17 protein-coding genes are annotated in these 23,524 nt (G+C 42.7%); 9 read left to right on the top strand and 8 right to left on the bottom strand.

Translation table 11 applies throughout. The features are described 5' to 3' along the window. The first annotated feature begins 108 nt into the window (after window positions 1-108). Window positions 109-3,108: a M1 family metallopeptidase gene (locus tag AC59IL_RS37625; protein WP_496557413.1), complete on the top strand. Its 3,000-nt coding sequence runs from the start codon at window positions 109-111 to the stop codon at window positions 3,106-3,108. Window positions 3,109-3,211: 103 nt separating this feature from the next. After that, window positions 3,212-4,135: a GNAT family N-acetyltransferase gene (locus AC59IL_RS37630; protein ID WP_496557414.1), complete on the top strand. Its 924-nt coding sequence runs from the start codon at window positions 3,212-3,214 to the stop codon at window positions 4,133-4,135. Between the two features lie 83 nt (window positions 4,136-4,218). Here the strand turns inward: AC59IL_RS37630 and AC59IL_RS37635 are convergent, their stop codons facing one another. Together AC59IL_RS37635 and AC59IL_RS37640 are read right to left on the bottom strand one after the other, a co-directional pair. Beyond that, complete coding sequence (locus AC59IL_RS37635; protein ID WP_496557415.1) at window positions 4,219-4,911, bottom strand: 2-C-methyl-D-erythritol 4-phosphate cytidylyltransferase; 693 nt, start codon at window positions 4,909-4,911, stop codon at window positions 4,219-4,221. A 425-nt stretch (window positions 4,912-5,336) separates the two neighbouring features. Beyond that, on the bottom strand, window positions 5,337-5,711 hold the full coding sequence (locus tag AC59IL_RS37640; protein WP_496557416.1) for an STAS domain-containing protein: 375 nt from the start codon (window positions 5,709-5,711) through the stop codon (window positions 5,337-5,339). A 129-nt stretch (window positions 5,712-5,840) separates the two neighbouring features. On the opposite strand from AC59IL_RS37640, the gene AC59IL_RS37645 reads away from it, so the two are divergent. The 3 genes from AC59IL_RS37645 to AC59IL_RS37655 all read left to right on the top strand — a co-directional run bounded on the left by AC59IL_RS37645 (window position 5,841) and on the right by AC59IL_RS37655 (window position 11,438). Continuing rightward, complete coding sequence (locus tag AC59IL_RS37645; RefSeq protein WP_496557417.1) at window positions 5,841-8,366, top strand: ATP-dependent Clp protease ATP-binding subunit; 2,526 nt, start codon at window positions 5,841-5,843, stop codon at window positions 8,364-8,366. 415 nt (window positions 8,367-8,781) lie between these two features. After that, window positions 8,782-9,507: a (d)CMP kinase gene (cmk, locus tag AC59IL_RS37650; protein WP_496557418.1), complete on the top strand. Its 726-nt coding sequence runs from the start codon at window positions 8,782-8,784 to the stop codon at window positions 9,505-9,507. 488 nt (window positions 9,508-9,995) lie between these two features. After that, on the top strand, window positions 9,996-11,438 hold the full coding sequence (locus tag AC59IL_RS37655; RefSeq protein WP_496557419.1) for a T9SS type A sorting domain-containing protein: 1,443 nt from the start codon (window positions 9,996-9,998) through the stop codon (window positions 11,436-11,438). Window positions 11,439-11,504: 66 nt separating this feature from the next. On the opposite strand, the gene AC59IL_RS37660 is transcribed toward AC59IL_RS37655, so the two are convergent. Further along, window positions 11,505-11,639: a hypothetical protein gene (locus tag AC59IL_RS37660; protein ID WP_496557420.1), complete on the bottom strand. Its 135-nt coding sequence runs from the start codon at window positions 11,637-11,639 to the stop codon at window positions 11,505-11,507. Window positions 11,640-11,914: 275 nt separating this feature from the next. On the opposite strand from AC59IL_RS37660, the gene AC59IL_RS37665 reads away from it, so the two are divergent. Further along, window positions 11,915-13,387: a T9SS type A sorting domain-containing protein gene (locus AC59IL_RS37665; RefSeq protein ID WP_496557421.1), complete on the top strand. Its 1,473-nt coding sequence runs from the start codon at window positions 11,915-11,917 to the stop codon at window positions 13,385-13,387. Window positions 13,388-14,275: 888 nt separating this feature from the next. Further along, window positions 14,276-15,763, top strand: a complete 1,488-nt coding sequence (locus AC59IL_RS37670) for a T9SS type A sorting domain-containing protein (protein ID WP_496557422.1) — start codon at window positions 14,276-14,278, stop codon at window positions 15,761-15,763. A gap of 295 nt (window positions 15,764-16,058) precedes the next feature. Here the strand turns inward: AC59IL_RS37670 and AC59IL_RS37675 are convergent, their stop codons facing one another. After that, on the bottom strand, window positions 16,059-16,262 hold the full coding sequence (locus AC59IL_RS37675; RefSeq protein WP_496557423.1) for a hypothetical protein: 204 nt from the start codon (window positions 16,260-16,262) through the stop codon (window positions 16,059-16,061). A 610-nt stretch (window positions 16,263-16,872) separates the two neighbouring features. Here AC59IL_RS37675 and AC59IL_RS37680 point away from each other — a divergent pair. Next, window positions 16,873-18,357: a T9SS type A sorting domain-containing protein gene (locus AC59IL_RS37680; protein WP_496557424.1), complete on the top strand. Its 1,485-nt coding sequence runs from the start codon at window positions 16,873-16,875 to the stop codon at window positions 18,355-18,357. A 102-nt stretch (window positions 18,358-18,459) separates the two neighbouring features. On the opposite strand, the gene AC59IL_RS37685 is transcribed toward AC59IL_RS37680, so the two are convergent. The 3 genes from AC59IL_RS37685 to AC59IL_RS37695 form a co-directional block, all read right to left on the bottom strand. Then, entirely contained in the window at window positions 18,460-20,334 is a 1,875-nt protein-coding gene (locus AC59IL_RS37685; protein WP_496557425.1) for an SBBP repeat-containing protein, read from the bottom strand. A gap of 782 nt (window positions 20,335-21,116) precedes the next feature. Then, window positions 21,117-21,458, bottom strand: coding sequence for a hypothetical protein (locus AC59IL_RS37690; RefSeq protein ID WP_496557426.1), 342 nt, complete (start codon window positions 21,456-21,458; stop codon window positions 21,117-21,119). A 154-nt stretch (window positions 21,459-21,612) separates the two neighbouring features. Next, entirely contained in the window at window positions 21,613-22,014 is a 402-nt protein-coding gene (locus tag AC59IL_RS37695) for a hypothetical protein (RefSeq protein WP_496557427.1), read from the bottom strand. 273 nt (window positions 22,015-22,287) lie between these two features. Here AC59IL_RS37695 and AC59IL_RS37700 point away from each other — a divergent pair, with 273 nt between their 5' ends. Beyond that, complete coding sequence (locus tag AC59IL_RS37700; protein WP_496557428.1) at window positions 22,288-22,749, top strand: hypothetical protein; 462 nt, start codon at window positions 22,288-22,290, stop codon at window positions 22,747-22,749. 16 nt (window positions 22,750-22,765) lie between these two features. On the opposite strand, the gene AC59IL_RS37705 is transcribed toward AC59IL_RS37700, so the two are convergent. Then, window positions 22,766-23,197: a hypothetical protein gene (locus AC59IL_RS37705; RefSeq protein ID WP_496557429.1), complete on the bottom strand. Its 432-nt coding sequence runs from the start codon at window positions 23,195-23,197 to the stop codon at window positions 22,766-22,768. Between the last annotated feature and the right edge of the window lie 327 nt (window positions 23,198-23,524).

Raw genomic sequence — 23,524 nt, forward strand, 5'->3', positions numbered from 1 at the left:
GAACGCAAAACGCAAAAAATGCAAAACTTAGTGTGTATTTGGCTTTGAGCGTTAAGCGTTAAGCGTTCGGCGTTCAGCATTCAGCGTTCAGCGTTAAGCATATTCAAAATGAAAAAATTATACATTCTTTTTTGTATTGTCATTGCTCAACTGCACAGTGTGGCACAAACTGCTTACTGGCAACAGGAAGTTCATTATACCATTGATGTAAGTTTGAACGATAATGAGCATACGCTGGATGGTTTTTTAAAGCTGCGTTACATAAATCATTCGCCCGATACGCTTACTTTCATCTGGTTTCATTTATGGCCGAATGCCTTTAAGAACGATAACACTGCCTTTACCGAACAAACCCTGCAAAACGGCCGCACCGATTTTTATTTCTCCAATCGCGAACAACGCGGCTATATCAACCGGCTCGATTTCAGGGTAGGCAACAACACCGTTAAAACCGAAGATCACCCGCAATACATCGATATTTTAAAAGTATACCTGCCCGCTCCGCTGGCGCCGGGCCAGGAAACTGAAATAACCACGCCGTTTCATGTTAAACTGCCGGCTAACTTTTCAAGGGGCGGACATACCAACCATTCGTACCAGGTTACGCAATGGTATCCCAAACCGGCTGTATACGATCGTACCGGCTGGCATCCCATGCCTTATCTCGATCAGGGTGAATTTTACAGCGAGTTTGGCAGCTTTGATGTGCGCATTACCGTTCCCCAATACTATGCAGTGGCCGCCACCGGCGAATTGCAGAATGAAGAAGAGAAACAATGGCTGTTGGGAAGAGCCAATTTTGTAAGCTCGCCAACGGAAGTCGGAGGTCGGAAGCCGGAAGTCAGAGGTCGGAAGTCAGAAGTCGGAAGTCGGAAGTCAGAAGTCAGAAAAAAGCCTGCAGCAAATAAAAGTGCTTCGCAGGGCCGTAAGAAGCCTGCACCGCGAAGCAACCATAAACCACAAACTACAAACCATAAACAAAAGAAACCGTCCTTCGACTACGCTCAGGACGCAGAACAGGGCGATCCTTCGACTACGCTCAGGACGCTCAGGGCGCCTGTAGCTACAAAAACCCTTCGTTACATCCAGGACAACGTGCACGATTTTGCCTGGTTTGCCGATTCGGCCTATATCGTAAAACACGATACCATTCAGCTATCATCGGGCAGGGTAGTGCAGGCCTGGAGTTTTTACCGGAAGCAAAAAAGCAATAGCTGGGATAGCAGCATCTACTATTTAAAAGATGCCATTCATTACAGGTCGAACCTCATCGGCGAGTATCCTTATAATGTGGTAAGTGTGGTAGAAGCTAAAATGGGTTTTCCCGGCGGAATGGAATATCCTACCATTACCAGCCTCTCGCCCGGGATGGATCCAAAACAGCTCGATCTTACCATTGAACATGAAATAGGCCATAACTGGTTTTATGGTATACTGGCCACCAACGAACGCGATTATCCGTGGATGGATGAAGGCATCAACACGTATTACGATAGCCGGTATAAAGCGCTGAAGTATCCCAGACAGGAATATTCGAAATGGATTCAAAAAAGATTGCCCGATAACCCCGAAGTGCTGGCAATCGATGCGATAGCGAAAGTGAAGAAAGATCAGCCCATAACCTGCACATCGGCTGAGTTTACGTTTTTGAACTACCTCGTAATGGTGTACATTAAAACGGGTGTTATGATGCAACACCTCGAAGGTGCTATTGGTACGCAAAGGTTCGACAGCTGCATGCAGGCTTATTATAAACAGTGGCAGTTCAGGCATCCGTATCCAACCGACTTTCAGCAAACCATGCAGGCAGGCGCGGGTAAAGACCTTAAGCCTTTTTTCGATTCGCTGCAGCAAAAAGGCGCCATTACCTCTTTTGCGGGGCATAAAAAGTTACGGCCGGCCTTTATGTTTTCATTTAAAGATTACGAACGCGTAAATTATATCAACTGGATGCCGGTTATCGGGTATAACCTGTATGATCATTTTATGGTGGGACTGGCATTGCACAACTATACCTTTCCGCAGCATAAGTTCCAGTTTTTTGTAGCGCCGCTGTATGCAACCGCCAGCAAACAAATTAATGGCATCGCACGCATGGGTTATACCTGGCGTACCGATGGGCTTTTTCAAAAGATCGATTTGTCGGTAGCCGGCCTGCGGTATTCAACACTCGATGGAACCGACAGCAACTCGAACAAAATATTTGCGAACTTTTATAAAATAACACCTGCACTGCGCCTCACCTTTAACAGTAAGGACCCGCGCACTACGGTCGACAAATGGATTGAATGGAGGACTTACCTGATAGGGGAGAAGGATTTTAAGTACGTAATAAAAAGTACCGATGGGGCGTATTATCCTACCGAAGGAAAAATGAAGCAACGCTACCTGAACCAGTTTACATTTAATATTGGCGATTACCGCGCATTGTATCCTTACGATGTGCAGTTGCAGGTACAGCAGGGCGATGGATTTTACCGGGCAACCGCTACCGGCAATTACTTCTTTAATTATGCCGATAAAGGTGGATTGAACATGCGGGTGTTTGCAGCCAAATTTGGTTATATCGGCGAAAAAACGATTTCGAAACAGTTCAGTACCGAAGTATATCAGCCAAAACTAACCGCAGTACGCGGCTATGAAGATTATACCTACAGCAATTACTTTTTAGGCCGTAATGAGCAAACAGGATTGGGCAGTCAGCAGATCATGATGCGCGACGGCGGTTTAAAAATACGCACCGATCTGTTTCAGGGATTGCAGGGCCGTTCAGACAACTGGATCGCTTCGATGAACCTGAACAGCACCCTGCCCAAAGGTATGTTCCCCATACAAATTCCGCTACGTGTTTTTCTCGATGTAGGCACTTATGCGGAAGCCTGGAAGAAAAATGCCGCTACCAGCCGGTTTTTGTACGTGGCCGGATTGCAGTTAGTATTGTTCAAAAACCTGTTGAATATTTATGCACCGGTATTGTACAGCGCAGCGTTCAGGGATAACCTGAAAACAGTGCCCGATGAAAATAAATTTTTCAAAAGGCTATCCTTCAGTTTAGACATACACCGTTTAAACCTGCGTAAGGCATCGGGCAATAAAATTCCGTTTTAATAAAAGTCCGAACGTCGGGAAAGCCCGGAAGCCCGAAAGAAAAACAAATACACGAAGTAATTCTTTCCGACTTTCCGACTTCCGGTCTTTCGGACTATAAAATATGCACCCCAACCTTCAATATTATCAACGCCATCAGATCGATGCGGTTAAATGGGACCATTGCATTGATAATGCCCGAAATGGGTTGATCTATGCGTATTCGTATTATCTCGATCGCATGACCACCCAATGGGATGCGCTGGTGTGGGGCGATTACGAAGCGGTGATGCCTTTGCCTGTACGAAAAAAATGGGGTGTACAATATGTGTATCAGCCTGCATTTGTGGCTTCGCTGGGCGTATTCGGAAATAATCTTACCGAAGATAAAGTAACGCAATTCATACAGGCAATTCCTGCCCGGGTTAAACTCATTGATATCAGGCTCAATTACGGCAATATATTTTCTTCGACCGACCGTTTTTTAAAACTGCACAGCAATTATATATTGCCGCTATATCAGAGCTATGATACCATATATAATGGCTATCGCGAAAACATCAAAAGAAATATAAAACGAAGCCGGCAGTTGAATAACCGGTATGCAACCGATGTACCTGTTGAGGAAGTGATTTATTTAAGTCGTATGCAAATGGACCGCGTGAGCGATGTGGTTGATGCGGATTATGTAAATTTTGTGCAGTTGTACAAATACCTGCATCAGCAGCAAAAGGCCATGGCGTGCGGTGTGTATACGGCTGCTGGCGAACTGGTGGCATCGTGCGTATACTTCTTTTCGCATAACCGGGCTTATTATATTCTGGTAGGCAATCACCCCAATGGACGAACACAGGGCGCCTCGCATTTTTTGATCGACCGGTTTATTTATGATCATGCCAGCCGGTCGCTGCTGCTCGACTTTGAAGGGAGTGATATACGCAATCTTGCTTTTTTTTACAGCAGCTTCGGCGCCACCACTGAGATCTATCCCTCTTTGTGGATTAATAGATTACCATGGTATTTGAAAGTTGTAAGTAATAAGTATTAAGTTTTAAGTTCAGGTTACCAGTTACAAGTTGCCTGTTCCCGGTAACCGGAGAAACTGGTAACCGGGAACATATTGTACTTTGCTTATTGCCTATTGCCTATTGCCAATTCCCTTTCTTCTAAAATCTTCTCTGCCATCAAAACATCAACCGGACGGGTGATTTTGATGTTGGTAGCTTCGCCTTCGATCAACTGAATCTTCACGCCCAGTTTTTCTACCACACTGGCCTCATCGGTAAACGATTCGTCGTAATCCAGTTCAAAGGCAGCTTTAATGATATCGCTGTAAAAAGTTTGCGGCGTTTGAATGATGCGCACTTTATGCCGGTCGATCAGCTGGTTGCCGCCGACTGTTTCAATGCGAATGGTATCAATTGCCTGAATAGCTGGAATGGCATTTCCTTTATCGAGGGCTTTATCGTAACAACGGCGAATGAGGTCGGGCGTAAGCAAGCAGCGTACGCCGTCGTGAACGAATACGATGGAGTGGTGATGAATATGATCGAGACCGTTCTTTACCGAATGAAAGCGGGTTTCACCGCCTACTGTTATCCATATACGGTCGGGGTCTTTGGTGGTTCGCAATATTTCGTGGCCTGTTTGCAAATGGTCCTGCGGAAGTACAAGAATTATCTCCAGGTCTTTAAATGCTTCTAAAAAAGCGGTAAGCGAATACCACAGCACCGGTTTTCCGCGTAATGGCAAAAATTGTTTTGGTATTGATGTACCCATTCTCAAGCCGGAACCTCCGGCTACTATGACGGCGTATTTTTTCATTAAATAAGTTCTATGTTCTTAGTTCTCAGTTCTTAATTCTCTGTTCTGAGTTTCCTGGTTCCTGGATTGCGGAAGTTGACATAGGGGGTGGGAATTATTTTAAAAGTCCCTGGTTCTTAGCTGTTCATTCATTTGTTGAGCAAAGCATTTAGCCAATAATCCGGCACTCAACTTAGAACTCAAACTTAGAACTTAGAACCTGCATGTAAACTTTAACATTTTATCCCGCGGCAGCGCGGGATAAAAAAACAGGCATCTGAATGCAATCGGGCGGCCTGATAAACAAAAATCCTTGTACGGGTATGTGACACAACGGCGGTTGTTAGCGGTGCTACGGTTCCAGGCCGTGGCGCCGCTTGTTTTATCGTGAAAATTACCAGCCTGAGTTTCAGAAATACCCGGGCTAATTCGGGGTGCTGAACCGCTTAAATTGCATCGCCCAGCTCCCTTTCAATTTCTTCCATGTGCACAATGTCCCAGGCTTCGCTTTCGGAAGGCGCGAAGTTGATCAATTCAAGCAGATCGCTGCTATCCAGCGATTTTTCGACCTGTTTTTGCAAACAACAAATTACGAACGATGCGCTTTGATCGTAAAAGGTTTGTTGTAGCTTTACAAGGTGCTCACCGGCAGCGTTATCAATGTTTTGAATGTCTTGTAAATTAAGCACCACATTTTTAACTTCCTGTTGCAACAGGGGTATTAAACAAGCATCCAGTTCCGCTGTCATATTAGCAGATAAAGCCGGCTCTTTTATCCTAATGGCATGGAATTTCTCACTGGTATCAATTTTGAACTGCATAAGACCTTTAACGATTAAAAATGAAAGCAAATGACAAAACAAATAGCAAGCAGCCGTTAATAAAAGACCCGAACATAATGTCAAAAATATTCGTTATTATTGTATAACACACAACAAATTATAAATAAAATGGACAACAATTTTTCAGCCCAGGTAAAGGAGATCATTTCTTTTAGCAGAGAGGAGGCTTTACGGTTGGGAAACGATTTTATCGGAACTGAACATTTGTTGCTGGGGTTGATCCGTGAAGGAGAGAACACTGCTGTCCGTATATTGAAAAGCTTTAATGTGGATCTGTACGAATTGCGGAAAGAGGTTGAACTGGCAGTAAAAGACAAAACCGGTAAAAACATTGCTAACATAAACAGCTTGCCCCTCACCAAACAGGCCGAAAAGGTGATACGGGTTACCGTTTTGGAGGCAAAAGCTTTAAAGAGTCCGACTGTTGAAACAGAACACCTGATGCTCTCCATTCTTAAGAATAAGGAAAACATAGCAACTCAAATTTTAAATCAGTTCGACGTGGATTACGATTTATTCAGAAACGAATTGGGCGTTGTTAAAAGCAACGATGTGCGAAGTGAATATGCTGATGAAAATGAGGATGACTTTGATGACGAAAAGAAATATTCCCAGCAAAAATCACGTTCGCAGGGTAATACCAAAAGTAAAACTCCGGTATTAGACAATTTTGGTCGCGACATAACTCGTTTAGCCGAAAGCGGGGCACTTGACCCGATCGTAGGCCGTGAAGAAGAAATTGAAAGAGTATCACAGATATTATCGCGCCGTAAAAAGAACAACCCGATACTGATCGGTGAACCCGGAGTAGGTAAAACCGCTATCGTGGAAGGACTCGCCCTGCGTATCGTTCAACGTAAAGTATCAAGGGTATTGTTCGACAAACGCGTGATCTCGTTAGACCTTGCAGCCCTGGTTGCCGGTACCAAGTACCGTGGTCAGTTTGAAGAGCGTATGAAAGCGATCATGAATGAACTCGAAAAGAACAGAGATGTAATTCTGTTCATCGATGAAATACATACCATCGTAGGCGCCGGCGGCGCCAGCGGTTCACTCGACGCTTCGAACATATTCAAACCAGCCCTCGCAAGAGGCGAACTCCAGTGCATTGGCGCCTCTACGCTTGATGAATACAGAATGTATATCGAAAAAGACGGCGCTCTCGATCGCCGCTTTCAGAAAGTAATGGTTGAACCGCCAAGTGTTGATGAAACCATTCAGATACTCAACAACATCAAATCGAAATACGAGGATTATCACAACGTAACTTACAGCGACGATGCTATCGACGCCTGCGTAAAGCTGAGCGACCGTTATATCACCGATCGTTTATTGCCCGATAAAGCCATTGATGTAATGGATGAAGTAGGCGCCCGCGTGCACCTCAAAAACATTAATGTGCCCAAGGAAATTCTCGACCTCGAAAAAAAGATCGAGGATGTTAAAGTAGAAAAGAACAAAGTAGTAAAGAGCCAGAAGTTTGAAGAAGCAGCTTCTTTACGCGATACCGAAAAACGCCTGCAGGAAGAGCTCGAAAAAGCAAAAGCAAGCTGGGAAGAAGAAAGCAAGCATAAACGCTATCCCATAGACGAAGAAGCCATTGCCGAAGTAGTGAGCATGATGACCGGCATCCCCGTTAAACGGATGGTGCAGGCCGAAAGCGAAAAACTGCGTCGCATGGGCGAAGATATGAGAGGCATGGTAGTAGGGCAGGACGAAGCCATTGAAAAAGTGGTGAAAGCCATTCAGCGTAACCGTGTTGGTTTGAAAGATCCGAAAAAACCGATCGGTACCTTTATCTTCCTCGGTCCTACCGGTGTAGGTAAAACTGAGCTGGCACGCTCGCTCGCACGTTACATGTTCGACTCGGAAGATGCGCTGATTCGCATTGATATGAGTGAATACATGGAGAAATTTACGGTTAGCCGTTTAATCGGTGCGCCTCCCGGATATGTTGGTTATGAAGAAGGCGGACAATTGACCGAAAAAGTACGTCGTAAACCATACTCGGTAATATTACTCGATGAAATCGAAAAAGCCCACCCGGATATTTACAATATCCTGTTGCAGGTGCTCGACGACGGACAGTTGACAGATGGTTTGGGCCGTAGAGTTGATTTCAAGAATACGACCATCATCATGACATCGAACATTGGTGTTCGTCAGTTGAAAGACTTTGGTGAAGGTGTAGGTTTTGCTACCGCAGCCCGTACGGCAAGCACCAATGAAACCAACAAGGCGGTTATTGAAAAGGCGTTGAAAAGAACCTTCTCGCCCGAGTTCTTAAACCGTATCGACGATGTGATCATCTTCAATTCACTGACCAAAGAGCACATCCACCAGATCATTGATATATTAATGAAGGGCGTTATGAAACGTTTGGCCAACTTAGGCTTTACGTTAGAGTTAACTACCGAAGCCAAAAATTTCATTGCTGAAAAAGGATATGATCAGCAGTTTGGTGCACGTCCGTTACACCGCGCTATTCAGAAATATCTCGAAGATCCTTTGGCCGAAGAAATACTGGCGCTGCATATTAAACAGGGTGATACACTGTTGGCAGATCTGGATAAGGAGAATTCAAAAATCAGGTTTACTTTGAAAACCTCCAAGGAAAAATCTGAAGCGTCATAGATGTTATGATACGCTTTTAATTATACCTTAGATATAAATAAATAATACTCTTAGTCCCCGCTTTGTATACCATAGCGGGGACTTTTTTTATGCACCTGAAAACAACTAAATAGCTACAAATTCGTTTGTATAGTGCGTCCCTCGGTTGAACATTATCCCATGACCGTAAGTGGCATTTTCGACGTGCCGGCATATATATCAGGGCAATCCTCTAAGGTTGAACTTGAACCAGGTGACTCAGCGTAGTGTGTCAAAAAACACGTCCCACTACAACATTTAGTGTCGTTCCGTTTGGGACGACACTTTTATTTGTACTGGGATTAGCAGGATTTGTGGGATATGGATGATCAACTTTCTTATGTATCTCATATATCACAGTAGGATTTTTAATTTTCTTGCGAATCCCATATATCCCATGCATCCAATCTATCCCAGTTCTGACTATTTTTGCAGCACATCTATGCAACCAAAGATCATTATCACCATTGATGGGTGGTCGTCATGCGGAAAAAGTACGCTGGCAAAACAACTCGCCCGGGAGTTAGGCTATATTTATATCGATAGCGGCGCCATGTACCGCGCTATTACCCTGTATTTTTTGCGTAATCACGTTGACTGGACGCACCATGAGGCCGTAGAGCACGCCCTTAAAAATATTAAGCTCACGTTTTTATCGAACCATAAAACCGGCCAGAGCGAAATATACCTCAATGGCGAGAATGTTGAATACGTTATACGCGACCTGGTGGTGGCCGAAAAGGTAAGCGAAGTAGCTGCTATTAAAGAAGTGCGCGACTTTGCCGTAAAACAGCAGCAGGAGATGGGTAAAAACAAAGGCATCGTAATGGATGGCCGCGATATTGGTACGGTTGTATTTCCAAATGCTGAGCTGAAGATATTTATGACGGCCGATAAAGACATCAGGGTCAAACGCCGTTTTCAGGAACTGTATGAAAAAAATCCCAACGTAACTATAGAAGAGGTAAAAGCCAATCTCGAAATGCGTGATTATATCGATTCGCACCGCGAAATAAGTCCTTTACGCAAAGCCGAAGATGCACTGGAGCTCGACAATTCCCATCTAACCATAAAAGACCAGTTAGAAATTGCCCAGAAATGGGTACACGAACGGCTCGACTAAGCAGGATTTCTGATTTATTGATTTCGGGATTTTGAGATTTCCTTTGGTGCAACAACTGAACAAATCTCAAAATCTCTAAATCTCGAAATCCCAAAATTCTACCACAAGAGTATGATTGTTAATGTTATGTAATGTCTAACCGGCTTGGTTAGGAGTGCATTTTACATTTAAAATAAATTATATTCAGATTATTGCTAATTCAAAATATGTGAATTACTTTTGTCCTGCTCTAAGTGTTTGCTCCATTTTTGTTTAAAGATTTATTCAAACTATCCTAAATCTAACCAAACTGTGCATTCGAATGGCCTGTTCGTATGCGTAAGAATCCCTTGTTTATATCCATTCTTCCTGATTAAAGCCTGTTTTAACCTCCAGCCCGGATAACCGTATTTATTCGTCCATTATCTATTTTAAAATCTGCCCAAATTAATCTGTACCTGGTGTAAGCTATACGCAATTACATTGTATCAAACCTTAAAAAAAATGTTATGAAGCGAATGCTACATTCAGGCGCATTACTTTTATTATTTAGTTTATATGCAGGCATACTGCAGGCTCAGCTCGAAGAGGATTTTTCTCCTCATCCGGCAAACTGGATACTGGCTAACGGTTATAGCTACAAAACAGTGAACAGTACCAATGAGGTTGTTGTTTCACCAAACGGCAACAGCAATCCGGTAATTGGAACACCCATCGTTAAAAAATCATCTAATACAGTTACTTTTAGTTTTGATTTTTGGGGTTATGATAATGGGTCACTCGTTTCATTACCCTGTGCATCTACTGTTGACCTTTACTTCGTTGATCCTTCGGTAAATAACAGCAACGATCTGAACAATTCGGCTAATATATTCGGAATAGTTACCGGATTGAGCGCCGGTACGGGTGGAAGAATTACCAATTCATTTACTTTCCCTTCGGCTGTTACGGCTACCCAATTTCGTGTGTTTGTGAAAGTAAACCCCGGTTGCGATTTCGGCAGTACAAAAATGGCCTTCGATAATTTTGTGATCACCGGCTTATCTGAAGTGTGCACCGGCACTGCCTGCCCGCCCGTGGCTTTACCTGATAGATTTGTTATAGGATTGTTACCGGTTACTGCTGTATTATATGGCGATAATCCATCCTACCCAACTGTTCCGGGAGCCCAGGTGTATGCTGCAGGTATAGATAATGATCCGAATGATGCTTATGCCCAGCTTACATGGACGTTAGAGTCTGGTCCTTCCCTTGCCGGTATTTCTGTTGTGGTTAGTCCCACCGGTACCGCATTGATTACACGTACAGATCCTAATGTAAGCGGTGTTGCCACTTTTGTTTACAAATTAACCGATCCGAACGGCAATAGCGATACAGCATTGGTTACGCTGATACTCGGTGCAGGCGCTTCGTTACCGGTAGAGCTGGTTAACTTTACAGGCAACCGCAATGGTACGGCTGTTAGCTTAAAATGGACAACTGCTTCGGAAAGCAGCAGTGCTGGTTTTGAAATACAACGCATGATCAATAATGAGTTTAAAACCATTGGTTATGTAGCCAGCAAGGCGAGCAACGGAACCAGCAATTTCCCTATATCGTATCAGTTTGGCGAAACCTTCAACAGCAATAATGTGGCCTGGTACCGCCTGGTGCAAATCAATATGGATGGTACGCGAAAGATACTTCCGTCACTGGCTGTACGCGGACTGGAAGACCTGAAGAAAATGCTGATCTATCCAAATCCGGGTTCAACCATTAATGTTCTGTTTGGCAGTTCATCGCTCCGTGATATTTCTATCACCGACCTCAGCGGCAAACTGGTTAAACGCTGGAACAGTTATCGCGATGATAACTTAACAGTGAATGGCTTGCAAACAGGCATGTATATGTTGCAGGTTATCGATAAAAACACTTCACGAAAAACCATATCAAAGATCCTGATCAACAGGTAAGAATTTTATTTTCTGTTTACCTAATAAGAAGCCTTTCTCACTTTGTGGGGAAGGCTTTTTTAATTGTTACCGGTTACTGGTTTCCCCGTTTCCCGGCAACTGGTAACAGGCAACAGGTAACCGGTAACCGGTATCTGGTATCTGGTAACCGGCAACCTGTAGCCCTGAGTCGTTATGCTGCTTTCGGAATAATAACGCCAACCCTTAGGAGTAAGTGTTTTTATCAATTTTTAATATCAGAATATTGCATATGTGATACAAGTACACTATATTTGATCAGGCTCAATACTCACACTTTTTTTTATTCCTTCCCACTGATTGGTAGTAATAGCTTCTGATTATACAACAGCGGTACCGATAAATCGGTATCCACAGGTAGCACACGTATTTATTTACCCGTACTCCCTGTAAAGCACGCTTTGCATGCCGTGCCTGTTGATACCTAAACCCACTTTGTAAACCTAAAATCAGAAGTTATGAAGCGATTATTACTTTCGTTCGTTTCCTTATTTTATGCATTTGCCTTACAGGCTCAGATAACCGAAGATTTCTCGAATCCCGGTCCTGATTGGGTGTATTTAAACGGCGCCCAGGTGGCATCGGTTAATGGCAATAATGCGATTGTTACTCCGGGCGTTGGCGGCAATAATCCCGCTGCGATCGGAACGCCGGTTTTGGATAAAACTTCCAATACGTTTAAAGTTTGTTTCGACATTTTTGCGTATTCATCTAACCTGAAAAATATACTGTCATTTCCGTGCGACACCTATGTTGATTTCTATTTTACAAAGTCACATGTTAACAGCAACAGTGACCTGAATGATGCCAATAATGTGTATGCCAGCGTTACAGACTTGCTGCTTCCCGCCAATGGTGGAAACGTGTGTTACAGCTTTCCCATGCCTGCAGGGGTGCCTTTGGCCGATTTCAGGCTGTTTATAACCTTTCATGCAGGTTGTAACCAGGGCGGAATAAAATATGTATTAGACAATCTTACGATCAACGGGGTGGTTCCCGAATGCACCTGCGCTTGTCCGCCAATTGCCATGCCCGATGTGTTCCGCCGCGTTTTACCCAATGAATTGTCGTTTAATGCCGTGCTGTATGGGTCTAATATCTTCTTCCCCCCGCCACCGGCCGGATATGCCGTTGATACAGCAGGTACCGATTATGACCAGGACGATACCTATACGCATTTGCGCTGGGCGGTTGTTACACAGCCCGCTAACGGATCGGTTGTGGTAAATAATAATGGTACTGCCACCATTAATCGCAACAACCCCGGAGTGCCCCTGTTAACTTTTACCTATCGCTTATTCGACGATGGCGCCGACAACAACTTTGCCACTACCGGCGATAACCTGGCCGATACGGCGACTGTTACCGTGTTATATGGGGCCGGTGCGTCTTTGCCAATATCGATGGTTAACTTCAGTGGTAACCGAAGCGGGGCATCCGTTATTTTAAAATGGACAACATTAAGCGAAAGCAACAATGCGGGTTTTGAAATACAGCGATTAACCGGTAATGTATATCAACGAGTAGGCTTTATTGCCAGCAAGGCTGTTGACGGATTTTCTGACAATAAACTGCAATATGAATTCAGGGAAGAGCATAATTCCAATGCTGTTGCCTGGTACCGGCTGGTTGAGGTAGATAGAGATGGCGCACAAAGAATTTTGCCTGCCACAGCGGTGAGGGGTATAGAGGAGCTTAAAAAGATGCTCATTTATCCCAATCCCGGTTCAGTTGTAAATATATTGTTTGGAAGCGCATCGGTAAGGGATATTACGATAACCGATTTCAGCGGCAGACTTGTTAAACGCTGGAACAGCTATGCCGATGATAATTTAACGCTGTTCGATCTGCAAACCGGAACTTATATGCTGGTTATTACTGACCGCTTTACGATGAAAAAGCAGGTTGAAAAGATATTTATAAAACGGTAATTTATCAGTTACCGGTTACCGGGTTCCGGGTTCCGGTTGCCAGGTTCCGGTTGCCTGGTAACCGGGTTAACTGGTAACTGGTAACCGGAAACTATACGATTTGCCTATTGCCCATTGCCTACTGCCTATTGCCTTATTCTTGAATAGTTGTGTTGTTATTGGTACAGCCTTCCCTGTTTGTGAGGCAGCGGAAGGCTTTTTTTATTGTATTTACCCTCCTTCAACTCCGCTCAGGATTTGGTAATCCGGGCGCCCCGGGAAGCGGGGATCTTCTATATTATACAAATCGAATGTTTATTGAAAACTTGTTTTAAGTCAATTAAGTATATTTACTATTGCATATATGAATATCACATATTATTTTTGTTTCATCTCTGTATCCAATTCTTCCTTTGTTTTCCACCACAAAAGCCTTTCAGTTAATCGCACGCCCTTCGTAACGTATTCAATCTGATAGTTGAATTTATTTGATCTCTTTCCCTTGAAAACTGCAACGGCCAGTATACTCTGAAATGCTGCTTTTACCCCTATAACCGTAAAAAGAAAGTTATGAATCGATTTTTACGATCGCGCATCTCTGCGTTCGATCAATGCTGCCGCGCATGCGCGGCACCTGGCAAACAGGCTCCGCCTTTTATTATTCAGAAGAAACACTATTTGCATAAGTAATATGCCAGCCACCGGTTACTAAGGTGAAGCGCACCCGTTTTTATTATCCAGTCCGCGGGGACTGTATTAGCAACCATTAATCAAATTGTTTCATACTGCATGTGCCACCGGTTTACCGGTGAGGTAAACTATTGTCTATACCCGTTGAAGTTTTAAAACACCAATATACCGCTGTAAACCATTACCCCCATCATTCCTTAAACACAAAAATGAATTTTTATGAAGCGGTTTTTACTATTTGCTTTTTTTGCAATTACTACAAATTTTTTACAGGCACAGTTGGAAGAAGATTTTGATCCAACGCCCACCACCGATTGGATGATGTCGTCCGGAGCAGGTTTTGGTGTAGTTAATTCAAATGGTGTTATCACAACCCCTGGTGTGGGTGGTAATAACCCGGCTTTTTTTGGCACTCCCCCGGTAAATAAAACATCCAACACCGTAAAAGTATGTTTCGACTTTTGGCCATATGATGCAAACCTTAACAACAAAACAACGTTGCCCTGTGCAACCTATGCAGATATCTTGTTTGTAAAATCGGATATTAAAAAATCGAGCGATGCAACGGACCCTGCTAATATACTTGCCCAGGTTGACAATTATTCGTTGCCAACGAGTGGCGGAACAACCTGTTTTACTTTTACTTTTCCGGCTGCTGTAACAGCTTCGAGTTTTAGAGTATTTATATCTTTTCATGCCGGTTGTACACAAAGCGGAGTCAAATATGTGGTTGATAACTTCAGCATTAGCGGTGTAACGCTTATTTGTGGTGGAAGCAATTGTCCACCGGTGGCCCTCGATGATGCCTTTAACAGGGGCGATAAAAACGAGTTATCATTTAGCGGTATACTGTATGGATCGAACAGTTCATATCCGGCTGCACCATCGGGTTATGCTGTTGATGCCGGCGGTACCGATAACGATGCCAATGATGCATACAGTGATTTGCAATGGTCGGTTTTAACACAGCCGGTTAATGGTAGTGTAATCGTAAATAGCAATGGTACCTTTACCATTACCCGTAATGGAACGGCTGTTACCCAGTTAACCTTCACTTATCGTTTAACCGACGACGGGCCGGATAATAATTTTGGCACCAGCGCCGATAATATGTTTAATGATGCCACGGTAACGGTAAACTGGCCCGCTGCCTCTACATTACCTGTATCGCTGATTAATTTCAGTGCCAATCGTAGTGGTACAAATGTAAATCTGCGATGGACTACAACATTCGAAAGCAATAATGCCGGTTTTAAAATTCAGCGTAGCACAGGCAATGGTGGCTGGGAAACCAGCGGGTATGTGGCTACCAAAACCCCGGATGGTTATAGCGGTACGCCGAACACTTATCAGTATCAGGAAACCAATACGGCTGCCGGCTTTACCTGGTACCGTTTAGTGCAGATAGATAAAGACAACACACCAACCATCAGCGTTTCGCGTGGTGTGCGTGGTTTGGAAGAATCGGCCCGTGTATCGGTATATCCCAACCCCGGAACATCGGGTAATATGAATGTGCTGTTCGGCAGCAGTGCCAACCGCGATATTTCAATTGCCGATTTAAGTGGTAAGATTGTGAAGAACTGGAGCAACTACCACAACGACAATTTGGCGATCAACGGTTTAAATGCCGGTGTATACATGTTGCTGATCACTAACAAAGCAACAAATGAAAGACAAACGCATAAGATAGTAATTGTGAAATAACGTATTGTTTTTTGTTGTTAGGAATGGCCTTTTCATCCCGGATGGGGTGGGAGGGCCATTTTATTTGTTGGAGGTTCCTTCGCTTCGCTCAGGAAGAATTGCTAAGATGAGCATTTAGGTTCGCGCTAAGGCGCAAATAAGATCGCCTGGCAGTTTTAAAATTCTCACAAAATACTGAACACTGATAGTCCCTTCGTTTGAGCATTTCAGTGTATCTGAATAAAAAAGGAGAAGAAGAGAATTGACCGTTCTCTTTTTCTCCTTTTCTGTTTTAATCTCTTAGTGTTACTGCACATTACCGGCAAACGCCGCAGGTGCCGCCATTTTTAGCGCAATGGCCGCAATAGTTACAGTTTTTGCAGGCGTTGCAATACCTTGATCCCGTGCATTTGGCATGGTGATCTTTTACTTCTTTTTCGTGATGGTATGCAAAAGCTGAAAAGGCAGTACTAAAAGCAGTCAGGGCTACCAGGCCACAGATAACAAGCATTCGTTTCATATAGGTGGGTGTTTAGGAGTTAATGGCTATCAAAATAGAAATTAAAAGCAGCACGGCCTATTGATCCAGGTTATGTTTTGCCTAAGCCGCATATATACCGATGTATAACAGGTGGTTATGATTTTGAGCCGGGAATATTTATTGATGATGGTCAAGGTCCGGGTCTGTTTGTGAGTCAGTAGAAGGCTTTTTTATGTATTAAAAACATGTTTTAAGTCAATTAAATATTTTAAGTATTGCAAATATTAATAACGGATATTATATTTGTTTATCTGTATCCAATTCTTCCTTTGTTTCTCAATCACAAAAGCTTTCTTTTAACGACGCACCCTTCTTCACGTATTAAACTGATAGTTGAATTAATTGATTTTCTTCCCTTAAAAACGCCAACGCCAGCGACCTGTTACTGGCAGGTAACGTGCACCGCTTTTATCCGGTCCGCGTGACTGATTAGTATTAGCAACCATTAATCAAATTGTTTCATACTGCATGTGCCACCGGTTTACCGGTGAGGTAAACTATTCGCTATACCCATTGAAAATTTAAACCCCAATATACCGCTGTAAGCCATTGCCCCTCCAACATTTCTTAACCACAAAAATGAATTTTTATGAAGCACATTTTACTACTTGCTTTTTTTGCAGCGACTGTAAATTTTTTGCAGGCACAATTAGAAGAAGGCTTTTATCCTGCTCCAACAGGTTGGGTGTTATCGCAGGGCGCTAAAATTGAAACTACATATAGTAATGGCGTTGTTCTCACGCCAGGGGTAGGTGGCAATAACCCGGCAAATATTGGAACGCCCCCGGTAAACAAAACATCCAATACCGTTAAAGTATGTTTCGATATATATGCTATCGATGCCAATGGAAATTATATCCAGGCATTTCCATGTACAACGTATGCCGATATTTTGTTTGTAAAATCAACCGTTACAGATTCAAAGGATGCTGAATTACCTGAGAATATTTATGCAAGGCAGGATAATTATGTATTGCCGACCAATGGAGGCACAACATGCTTTACTTTTACCTTTCCGGCTGCTGTAACAGCTTCCGACTTTAAAGTGTTTATATCTTTTCATGCCGATTGTACGCAAGGCGGACTAAAATATTTGTTTGATAATATATCCATTAGCGGAGTAGCGCTTATTTGTGGCGGCGCCAATTGCCCGCCGGTGGCCCTCAATGATGCATTTAACAGAGGCGACAAAAACGAGTTATCTTTTAGTGGTATACTGTATGGATCGAACAATTCATATCCGGCTGCGCCATCGGGTTATGCTGTTGATAATGGTGGTACCGATAACGATGCCAATGACGCATATGGCGATTTGCAATGGTCGGTTTTAACACAGCCGGTGAATGGTAGTGTAATTGTAAATAGCGATGGTACCTTTACCATTACCCGTAATGGAACGGCTGTTACCCAGTTGACTTTTACTTATCGTTTAACCGACGACGGCCCCGATAATGATTTTACTACCAGCGCCGATAATATGTATAACGATGCCACGGTAACGGTAAACTGGCCCGTCGCATCTACATTGCCTGTATCGTTGATTAATTTCAGCGCCAATCGTAATAGTACAAATGTAAATCTGCAATGGACCACTACATTCGAAAGCAATAATGCCGGGTTTAAAATTCAGCGTAGCACAGGCAATGGCGGTTGGGAAACCAGCGGATATGTGGCTACCAAAGCCCCGGATGGGTATAGCGGTACGCCGAACACTTATCAGTATAAAGAAACCAATACGGCTGCCGGCTTTACCTGGTACCGTTTAGTGCAGATAGATAAAGACAACGCACCAATCATCAGTGTTTCGCGTGGTGTGCGAGGTATAGAAGAAAGTGCCCGTGTATCGGTATATCCCAACCCCGGAACATCGGGTAATATGAATGTGCTGTTCGGCAGCAGTGTAAACCGCGATATTTCAATTGCCGATTTAAGTGGTAAAATAGTAAAGAACTGGAGCAACTACCACAACGACAATCTGGCGATCAGCGGTTTAAAGGCCGGTGTATACATGTTGCTGATCACTAACAAAGCGACCAATGAAAGGAAAATACTTAAGATATCAATTGTGAAATAAAAGCGTATTGTTTTTTTGTGTTTAGGAATGGCCCTTTTCATCCCGGATGGGGAGGAAGGGCCATTCTCTTAACTCATCAGCCCCCTGATGCGATGATTCATCTTAATGTATTACGCTGAACTTATTTGTATGAACCCAGATTGTTGTTTTGGTTTTTACCGTGATGCGATAATTGTAAACACCTTTTTGTAAAGCGGATGCATCGAAATGTATACTGTGATAACCCGCCTTTTGGCCACCGTTCACAAGCGTTGTAATTTCTCTGCCCAATAGGTCGTACACCTGTAGGGAAACATAGCCATCAAGCGGGAGTTCGTAGTAAATGCTGGTAACTGCTGAAACCGGGTTGGGCACATTGAATAGCCGGAAGCGGACCGGTAATTCATTTGTCAGATCAGAAGGTTCAGTACTTTCCCTGCCAGCGGAAACAATATCATTTCCCGAACATTGGCCCAACTGATCACCGTGGGCAATATGATCCGCAACTTCAGAATTATTGACGCAAAGCGTACGTTTTCCTTTATGACAGATCAATACTTTTTCGTTGTTGCTTCCGCAAGCGGTCAGGGCCTGTGAGTATTTGATGGTTGTATAATCAAAGCCAGTTCCGGTACCTGTGCTCAATCCGGTTACATACACGTTGTTTAAACCGTCAACGGCTATAGGATGAGCAATAAAAAATCCAATAAAGATCCCCGTGCCATCGTCGCCATTGGCGGGACCATTATATCTTGCCACCCATTGTTCAGCGCCTGCTGCAGAGTATTTAATGGTAGCAAAGTCATACGCGGTGCCGATACCCGTGCTTCGACCTGTTACATACACATTACCTGTGGCGTCGAGGGCCAGCGAGGTTGCCTGGTCATTCGCATTGGCAGGGCCATTGTACCTTTTTACCCAAACCTCATTTCCGGTTGCATCGTATTTGATGGTGGCATAGTCATAATTTGATTCGTTTGGTTCAGCAGCGCTGAACCCTGTAACATATACGTTTTGCGAGGCGTCTACAGCCAGGGATAGTGCATTGTCGGTAGAGTTGCCAGGACCGTTATATCTTGCCGACCATTGCTCATTTCCGTTGGCATCATACTTAACGGTAGCATAATCCACGGCGTCCTCAGCACCGGCATCTGAACTGCGTCCGGTTACATATACATTACCCGATCCATCTACTGCTATAGCCAATGCTTCATCAAAATGATTTCCGGTAGCGGGACCGTCATATCTTTTTATCCAGAGTTCGTTTCCGTTGTTATCATATTTAATGGTGGTATAATCTGCATCCTGCTGATCAAGATCCACTCCAAGGGGGCTTAATCCGGTTACATAAACATTGCCCGCCACATCGAGGGCCAAAGCGTTGGCTGCATCGTTGACACCGCCCGGGCCGCTATACCTTGCCACCCATTGCACGATTCCATTCGAATTATATTTGATTGTAGCATAGTCGGATGAAGTTCCCTGGCCAAGGCCGCTTTCGCCCGTTACGTACACATTACCTGCAGCATCTACCCCAATTGATTTGGCCCAATCGAGCCCATTTTCAGGACCATTATAACGCGCCACCCATTGAGTAACTCCGGCCGGATTATATTTTATAGTGGCAATATCAAATCCTGTTTCATTTCCCGTACTCCTTCCTGTAACATATACATTACCGTTGTTGTCAACGGCTACAGCGAAGGCATCATCATCACCATTACCCGGACCATTATACCGGGCTTCCCATTGTTGTGCGCCGGCAGCATTGTATTTGATGGTGCTGTAATCCGATCCCGTTCCTATGCCGGTACCTGATCCGGTTACATACACATAGCCTTCATTATCCAGGGCGAGAGATCTGGCTCCATCAATACTGTTTCCGGGGCCGTTGAGCCTTGCAACCCATTCCTGTGTAACCTGTGTAAAGCAAAAAGAGGAAAAAGAGGATGATAGAAAAAGCAGCAGTAGCTTTTTAGCAAGCAACAATTTTTTCATGACCGGTAATTTTGGGGTTCAACAATCGATTTTGAGAATCACGGATCAGAAAACGTCACTTCATGGGGAGAGCACTGAGGAGTCATTCACATGGTAGAAGGGGAAGGTACGAAAAATTTGAGGAGATGGGGGAGTGGGTTTGGTGATTTTGATCAGGGATTGAGCGCGGGGAAAGCTGTACAGCCGTAGGTTCGAATCCTGTCTTCCCGACTTTTTGCGATTTTGATCGAATGTGAGCGATTTTAATTTATTATTATCGATTTGGTTTGATTTGCCCCGATTAAACTACTCCTCTCTTATCGTTATGCCAAATTATCTTTATTGTGAGACTGGTTTGAAACTGTGTAGGAAGCCTAGCAATTTATTTCTTAAGTTGGGCAGAATCTAAGACATAAGACCAGGGACTTTTCAGTTTGTCAGTTTTGGCTTTTTTGTGCTCCAGTCATTTGATGATGCCAATCGATGCTAAAGCAGCCGTAATTCCCATTGGGGGCAAATAATCCAATGTCTAATGCAGAACTTATCATCTTCCTGTCTAAAGCGTTCAATTGCTTCAAAGGTATCGAAAAGGAACAGGTCATTTATTAGCCCCGTTCCTTTTTTGGATAATAATACATTTAATGGTTTTGTTATGGACATATTGCTGCAGGCGGGATATTTTATAACGTCAAGCCCGAATTGAAGTGCAGTGATGCAAAACTGCCCAAGATTCAACATCCAGCTCCGTTTGCAGCAATACTTTTGTTGTCTGTAGTTTGCTTGCCAGTGAAGTTAAATTTTGCCTAACAATCTGACCAAGTCCCTTCGCAACTCCCGACAATTTCATAAGTATCGCAACAATGTGTTACACTATTTTCGCAATATTTTTTATTATTTGTACAACTTGTGTTTTCGAAAATTTCAATTTCGATTCTTTCTGTCATTTTAGTTGGTATTGAACGTTTGATATACTCAACTGAAGTTCCTATTTCTATTAGGTATTCACCACCTTCCATTTTTATGCACCTGCTACTTACTTTAAATATTGTTTCGTTATCACTTGAGGTAAGCAAAGCATAAGTGTTTTTATCATCAAACGAAACACTTAATTGTTTGGGAATTTTAATGTACTGCTGCGATGTCATAAAAATTTAATTTAGTGATTGTAAAATTGATTGTTATAATTCTTTTTTATAAACAGGTTATTTTCTTCTTATTCTTTTTTGACTCTATTCCATGTTCTCATCTATCACTCACATTATTATGACATAGGGTTAGGCGCCTATTACTGCGGATTTCTTATTTACAAGAGACTAAGTATTGTTTTTTAATTACAGTTACATCGTTATAGAAAAAAAATTCATTAATTGATTTATAATCTGGCGTTTCTGATAAAATAAAAATGTATTTTCCTTGATTAAGGGATGCTTTTGTATAAAACCAAATAGCATTTATCTTATTAAATTCCTTATTAATCATGCTGTCTATTTTGAATGAAGTAGTGCTTAAAACTTTATTACTGTCAATAAACGATTTATAAAAAAAAGTAGAATTATATGAAAATGCACTTGTATCTCGAGCATTAAATTCATCAAGCATTTTATAACCCAACTGTTGACATGACTTACCAATAGGTATTGTCTGAGATCGGGTATTAAAATAATAAAAGAAACTAAGAACTATTAGAAACAGTGATTTCATAACTTTTAAATTGTCAGTATTTTAAAATTACAGCCAATGAACTGGGCTTGGCGATGGCAGGGTTTTTATAACGTCCAGCCGATAACCAAAGCCGATTGAAATACCAAAGCTGAAAATAACAACTAAAAGCTAATTGCTAACGTCAAGCCGAAACTGAAGTTGATAGCGAAATACAGCCGAAACTAACAACGTCCAGCCCTGCTATTACCAAACCCCATGTTGTGCAGTACTTATTGTAAAGAAAGCCAACACTAAAGTTTTTTAATTGTATATGTGGATGCAGCTTCTCGTTCTGAGACGCCACAACAATTACATTTATTTATGTCAACTATCATCCACCCTACGGGGACATTGGTCAGCCCACATATTATTACTGAGGAACCCATGGGAAGTCCATCTATTTTTTTTATAGTATATCTGGATTTGGAAAATTCACCGCAACAGTCACATGGCGTCTTGTCAATAACTACCCAACCTGCCGGCACAGCACTTGAGCTACAAATTATTACTTGTGAAAGCACGGGTAATTTATCTATCTTTTTTATTGTCCATCGGGTGCCCATTGTTTCACCACAGCAATCACATTTTGTTTCTTCAATAGTTACCCATCCTTCTGGCAAATTCCGTAACGAGCAAACCGTTAGTGTCTGTGCTAATGAGTTTAAAGAACCACAGGTTGCAAATGCTGTTAAAATACAAAATATGGATATTTTAGTTCGCATGAGTTCAGTTTAGTTTTATCAAAAACACATCATTTTGGACAACAAGCACACCAGCATGTGTTTCCAGTACAAGAAGCATAACCCGCTTTTCCAGGTGTCGCACAACCACAGCCTCCGCAGTCAAATACAGAAACTTGGAGCGGTATTTTCATTAATTGGGTAGGGGTTTGCTTACTAAGTTGTCTATATACCTCAGTCATGTTTTTAATTACCTTTTTTAAAGAATTCTTAGTCTGCATTTTCAAGAGCATTTGATAATATTCCTTTGTGGTTACTTCCTTTTCAACATTGACATTTTTTGCATAAGTAATATCTATAGTCTTTATATTAGTTCGCACTAATTTTCCCGCTTCTTGAGCAGATAAAATTCTAACTACTGCGTTGTTATTAGATTTTTTCGCAGTTTGTGAAAATGCAGGTAGTGTCAAAAGTCCGATGAGTAACAAAAGTAAAAGTTTCATTTTTTTATTTTTAATGATGAAAAATTGTTTTGAACACAACGTTTGTATTTGCGCTGTTGCGCGCTACATGTATACAAAACGATTTTTGTAAATCATAATTTTTAAGCTACTTAGCAAGAAAAAACGTGATTGTCACTGGGTAGCTCAAATACAACATTCGTAGTTGCAGATCTTCAGAATGCCTTAAATTTTTATTAGGCTATTTCTCTCTGTCATGAAGAATTAGTTACATTCAAACATGCATAACAAAACTTCTCCATCTCAGTTACATAGTTGTAACATCCTCGTATCCCTCCGGGAAGTTTAACAATGGATAGTAAAATAGTT

This window comes from Niastella sp. sgz303648, assembly GCF_059587045.1.

Bases quoted from the DNA above. Each gene is read 5' to 3' on its own strand.
- AC59IL_RS37625 (WP_496557413.1), top strand. From the start codon at position 109: ATGAAAAAATTATACATTCTTTTTTGTATTGTCATTGCTCAACTGCAC.
- AC59IL_RS37630 (WP_496557414.1), top strand. From the start codon at position 3,212: ATGCACCCCAACCTTCAATATTATCAACGCCATCAGATCGATGCGGTT.
- AC59IL_RS37635 (WP_496557415.1), bottom strand. From the start codon at position 4,911: ATGAAAAAATACGCCGTCATAGTAGCCGGAGGTTCCGGCTTGAGAATG.
- AC59IL_RS37640 (WP_496557416.1), bottom strand. From the start codon at position 5,711: ATGCAGTTCAAAATTGATACCAGTGAGAAATTCCATGCCATTAGGATA.
- AC59IL_RS37645 (WP_496557417.1), top strand. From the start codon at position 5,841: ATGGACAACAATTTTTCAGCCCAGGTAAAGGAGATCATTTCTTTTAGC.
- cmk (WP_496557418.1), top strand. From the start codon at position 8,782: ATGCATCCAATCTATCCCAGTTCTGACTATTTTTGCAGCACATCTATG.
- AC59IL_RS37655 (WP_496557419.1), top strand. From the start codon at position 9,996: ATGAAGCGAATGCTACATTCAGGCGCATTACTTTTATTATTTAGTTTA.
- AC59IL_RS37665 (WP_496557421.1), top strand. From the start codon at position 11,915: ATGAAGCGATTATTACTTTCGTTCGTTTCCTTATTTTATGCATTTGCC.
- AC59IL_RS37670 (WP_496557422.1), top strand. From the start codon at position 14,276: ATGAAGCGGTTTTTACTATTTGCTTTTTTTGCAATTACTACAAATTTT.
- AC59IL_RS37675 (WP_496557423.1), bottom strand. From the start codon at position 16,262: ATGAAACGAATGCTTGTTATCTGTGGCCTGGTAGCCCTGACTGCTTTT.
- AC59IL_RS37680 (WP_496557424.1), top strand. From the start codon at position 16,873: ATGAAGCACATTTTACTACTTGCTTTTTTTGCAGCGACTGTAAATTTT.
- AC59IL_RS37685 (WP_496557425.1), bottom strand. From the start codon at position 20,334: ATGAAAAAATTGTTGCTTGCTAAAAAGCTACTGCTGCTTTTTCTATCA.
- AC59IL_RS37690 (WP_496557426.1), bottom strand. From the start codon at position 21,458: ATGACATCGCAGCAGTACATTAAAATTCCCAAACAATTAAGTGTTTCG.
- AC59IL_RS37695 (WP_496557427.1), bottom strand. From the start codon at position 22,014: ATGAAATCACTGTTTCTAATAGTTCTTAGTTTCTTTTATTATTTTAAT.
- AC59IL_RS37705 (WP_496557429.1), bottom strand. From the start codon at position 23,197: ATGAAACTTTTACTTTTGTTACTCATCGGACTTTTGACACTACCTGCA.